At 69.1% G+C, this 3,766-nt stretch carries 4 protein-coding genes; 2 read left to right on the top strand and 2 right to left on the bottom strand.

Features of this window, described 5'->3' with window-relative positions; translation table 11 throughout:
- Nucleotides 1-138: 138 nt before the first annotated feature.
- The gene (locus tag VJ655_RS18415) at nucleotides 139-1,503 is read left to right on the top strand and encodes a M23 family metallopeptidase (protein WP_324113608.1); all 1,365 of its coding nucleotides are present in this window, start codon (nucleotides 139-141) and stop codon (nucleotides 1,501-1,503) included.
- 79 nt (nucleotides 1,504-1,582) lie between these two features.
- The gene (locus VJ655_RS18410; protein WP_324113606.1) at nucleotides 1,583-2,098 is read left to right on the top strand and encodes a hypothetical protein; all 516 of its coding nucleotides are present in this window, start codon (nucleotides 1,583-1,585) and stop codon (nucleotides 2,096-2,098) included.
- Between the two features lie 4 nt (nucleotides 2,099-2,102).
- On the opposite strand, the gene VJ655_RS18405 is transcribed toward VJ655_RS18410, so the two are convergent.
- Together VJ655_RS18405 and VJ655_RS21145 are read right to left on the bottom strand one after the other, a co-directional pair.
- On the bottom strand, nucleotides 2,103-3,401 hold the full coding sequence (locus tag VJ655_RS18405) for a M20/M25/M40 family metallo-hydrolase (RefSeq protein ID WP_324113604.1): 1,299 nt from the start codon (nucleotides 3,399-3,401) through the stop codon (nucleotides 2,103-2,105).
- Nucleotides 3,402-3,675: 274 nt separating this feature from the next.
- A partial coding sequence (locus tag VJ655_RS21145) for a hypothetical protein (RefSeq protein WP_414647007.1) occupies nucleotides 3,676-3,766 on the bottom strand: 91 nt, incomplete at its 5' end.

The following is a 3,766-nucleotide window of genomic DNA, read 5'->3' as shown; positions in this document are numbered from 1 at the left end:
CGTGACAAATGGACCGAAGCGCCGAATAGTCCTTGCCGCTGAGAACAGGGGCGACCATGGTCCGGCGCGAAAACGTCTTGGGGGGCTTCCCAGCCGCGTCATTCTGACTTGCGCGGCGTCGACATCGACGGGGGCACGATGCAGGAATTCGATCCGCGACGCAGCGCCACGCGCTGGGCGCCGAGGGTTTTCACGGCCCTAGCCGGCCTGGCCGCTCTGGGCCTTGGCCTGAAGCTGACCGCCGACGACGTCAAGGCTCCGGCCGAGAAGGCCGCCCTGGACCCCGCCGCCCTGGCGGCCCTGCAGCATGTGGCCTTCGCCGGGGCCGAGGCCCAGCCCGGTTTCGAGCGTCCCGAGAACGTCGCGGTCAAGGTTCGTCCCGGCGAGACCCTGCTGGGCGCGGTGCAGCGCGCCGGCGTCGCCCCCGAAGAGGCTCGCCAGGTCGTCTCGGTGCTGCAAGGCGCGATCGACACCGTCAACATCAAGGCCGGCATGGCCTTCGAGGCCGCCGTCGCCCAGCGCCGCAGCCAGCGGGGACCCGCGCGGCTGATCGGCCTGTCGATGCGGACCAGCCCGTCCTCGACCCTGACCGTCTCGCGCACCTTCGACGGCGCCCTGCGCCTGCGCGAGCTGGAGGAGAAGGTCCGCGACGAGCAGAAGGTCGCGTGCGGCGAGATGAACGGCTCGTTCTACGAGAGCGTGGCCAGCGTCGGCGGCACGCCGGCGATCATCAGCCAGGCGGCCAAGCTGTTCTCGCACAAGATCGACTTCTCGCGCGACATCCAGGAGGGCGACCGCTTCTGCCTGGTGTTCGATCGCAAGGTCACCGAGAGCGGCCGCACCATCGACGCGGGCGACTTGGAATACGCCGAGGTCAAGGGGCAGCGGTTCTACGCCTTCGATCGCCGCGACAGCGAGGGAAAGACCCAATTCTTCGATGAAATGGGCAAGAACATCAAAGGCTTCCTGCTGCGCACGCCGGTCGATGGGGCGCGCATCACCTCGGTGTTCGGCATGCGCAGGCACCCGGTGCTGGGCTACACCCGCGCCCACCAGGGCGTCGACTTCGGGGCCGGGACGGGCACGCCGATCCTGGCGGCCGGCGACGGCGTGGTGCTGGAGGCCAAGCGCTGGGGCGGCTACGGCAACTGGCTGCGCATCCGCCATTCCGGCAATTGGGATACCGGCTACGGCCACATCTCGCGCTACGCCCCGGGCATCCGTCCGGGCATGCGCGTGCGCCAGGGCCAGGTGGTGGCCTATGTCGGCTCGACCGGCCTGGCCTCGGGTCCGCATCTTCACTACGAGATCTGGCTGAAGGGCCAGCGGGTCAATCCGATCGGCGCCAAGGTGCCACAGGGCACGGTGCTGGCGGGTTCGGAGCTGGCGGCGTTCAAGTCGCAGAAGGCCCGCATCGACCGGATGCTGGCCGACGGCGGCCCGACCGGTCCCGATTCCTCCAAACTGGCCGAGCTGGGCCAGGGCAAGCCCGACAGACTTTAAGCCGGAAATTGATCTAGCGCGTGGCGCAAGCTTCGCTGGAACGGGAAAGTGCGGCGACGTCCGCCTCGGAGAGCCGTTCATGGCCACCGCCCCCAAGCCCCGCTCCAATCCCGCCCTGCGTTTCGCCGCCGTTCGGCGCATCCACAGCTATCTGGCGCTGCTGATCGCTCCCAGCGTGATGTTCTTCGCCCTGACCGGCGCGGTCCAGCTCTATGAGCTGCACGAGTCCCACGGCGCCTATGTCGCGCCGGCCGTGATCGAGAAGCTGGGCATGGTGCACAAGAACCAGGTCTACAAGGCCCGGGGACGCAAGCCGGGCCCGCCCGCCGCCGAGGCCGCCCAAAAGCCCGCCACGGCGACGCCCGCGACGGCCGCGCCACAAGCCGCCGCCAAGGCCCCGGACGCCGAGCCGGCCGTCAAGCCGGCCATCCCACTCTTGAAGGCGGTGTTCCTGCTGGTCTCGATCGCCCTGGTCGCGACCACGGCGCTGGGCGTCTGGATGGCGATCGCCTACGGCCGGGAGAAGAAGCTGTCCTGGATCCTGTTGGCGGTGGGGGCGGTGATCCCGCTGGTCCTGACCGCCCTGTCGGCCTGACCGCTCAGTCCGTCCCCGCCACGGCCAGCAGGGCGGCCAGGCCCACCTGCATGCCCTTGACCGCCTCGCCCTTCTCGATGTCGATCCATTCGTCCAGGGCGTGGGCGCGGCCGCCCTTGCCGCCGGCGCCGATGGTGACGGCGGGAATCCCGAGGCTCATCGGCACGTTGGAGTCGGTCGAGCTGTCCTCGTGTTCGGGCTTGAAGCCCAGCGCCGTGATCGCCGCCGCCGTGGCCACGACGATGTCGGCGGTCTGGGGCGTCTGGCCCGCCGGCCGCTCGCCGATCACCTTGGCCTCGTAGCTGACCTTGCCGTCCTGGGTGGAGCGGGCGGCGTTCTCGGCCGCCACGGCCTTGTCCAGGATGCCGACCAGGGTCTGGTCCAGCCTGGCCAGCTCGGCGGCGCTTTCCGAGCGCATGTCGAACTCCATGAAGACGCTGTTCGGGATCGAGTTCACCGAGGTGCCTCCGCCCGTGACGCTGGCCGAATAGGTGGTCTTCGGCGATTTCGGCGTCTCGACCGCGTAGAGGTCGCTCACCGCCTTGGCCATGGCCGCCATCGGATTGACGATGCCGAACGCGCCGTAGCTGTGGCCGCCCGGGCCCTTGAAGGTCACCCGATAGCGCTTGGAGCCGACGCCCTTGTCGACGATCCGCGACGGGTCCGAACCGTCCATCGAGAAGAAGGCGCCGATCCGGCCCTTGTACGGACCCTTGTTGAACAGGTGGCGGATCCCGCGCAGGTCGCCGGGGCCCTCCTCGCCGACATTGCCGACCACCAGGATGTCGCGCCTGGTCTTGATCCCCGCGGCGTCCATGGCGCGCAGATAGGCCAGCAGGGTCGCCAGCGAGCGGCTGTCGTCGCCGATCCCCGGCGCCATCAGCCGCGTGCCCTCGCGCCGGACCTTCACGTCCGTGCCTTCTGGAAAGACGGTGTCGAGGTGGGCGGCGATGACCACGAACGGCCCGGCGCCCTTGGTCTGCGTCCCGGGGCGCACGCCCATGACATTGCCCTCGGCGTCCATCTCGACGTTCGTCAGGCCGTGGGCCTTCAGCATCGCCAGATAGGCCTTGGCGCGCGCCTCTTCCTTGAAGGGCGGGGCGGGGATCTCGGTCAGGGCGACGATGTCGGCGACCGTGCGATCGTAGTCCGCGTCCAGCTTCTCCGCGGCCTTCTTGAACGCTGGCGAGGCGACCAGCCGGCTCACGGCCTTGGCGGGATCGGCCTTCGGCGCGGCGATCGCGGGCGCGGCCGTCAGGGCGACAGCCAGGGCGAGGAGAGAGACGGCGTGGCGAAGAGGCATGGCGGCGTCCTGAACGAATCCCGGAGCTACCCCTATCCGATTTTCTCAGAGCGGTGGGGCTTCGGTGGCCATGTCGGCGGCTCAAGCTAAAACTTCCGCCTTCCTGGGCCTTGTGCCCAGGACCCATGGTTCAGAGGCTGCTGCGCTGCGTCGTCCAGGCTGTTCGGCCCAGCATAACGTCGAACTCAGAGCCCGCCTTCCCGCATGGATCCTCGCCACAAGGGCGAGGAAGGCGGCGTATTTTCGCTAGGTCTCGATATGGGACGCCTGAAGCCTAAACTCCCAATACCGCCGGACCGCCCATCAGCGGGTCGCTGATCGAGTCCTTGCCGGTCTCGATCCGGCCGGCCAGTCGCCGCAGCCAG

The organism is Caulobacter sp. (genome assembly GCF_035254145.1).
Taxonomy (GTDB): domain Bacteria; phylum Pseudomonadota; class Alphaproteobacteria; order Caulobacterales; family Caulobacteraceae; genus Caulobacter.
Note: the sequence above shows the minus strand (reverse complement) of the source record. Positions and strands in the feature narration are given on the sequence as shown.

What these genes read in the sequence shown, in the direction of transcription:
- VJ655_RS18415 (WP_324113608.1), top strand. Translation starts at nt 139, where the DNA reads ATGCAGGAATTCGATCCGCGACGCAGCGCCACGCGCTGGGCGCCGAGG.
- VJ655_RS18405 (WP_324113604.1), bottom strand. Translation starts at nt 3,401, where the DNA reads ATGCCTCTTCGCCACGCCGTCTCTCTCCTCGCCCTGGCTGTCGCCCTG.
- VJ655_RS18410 (WP_324113606.1), top strand. Translation starts at nt 1,583, where the DNA reads ATGGCCACCGCCCCCAAGCCCCGCTCCAATCCCGCCCTGCGTTTCGCC.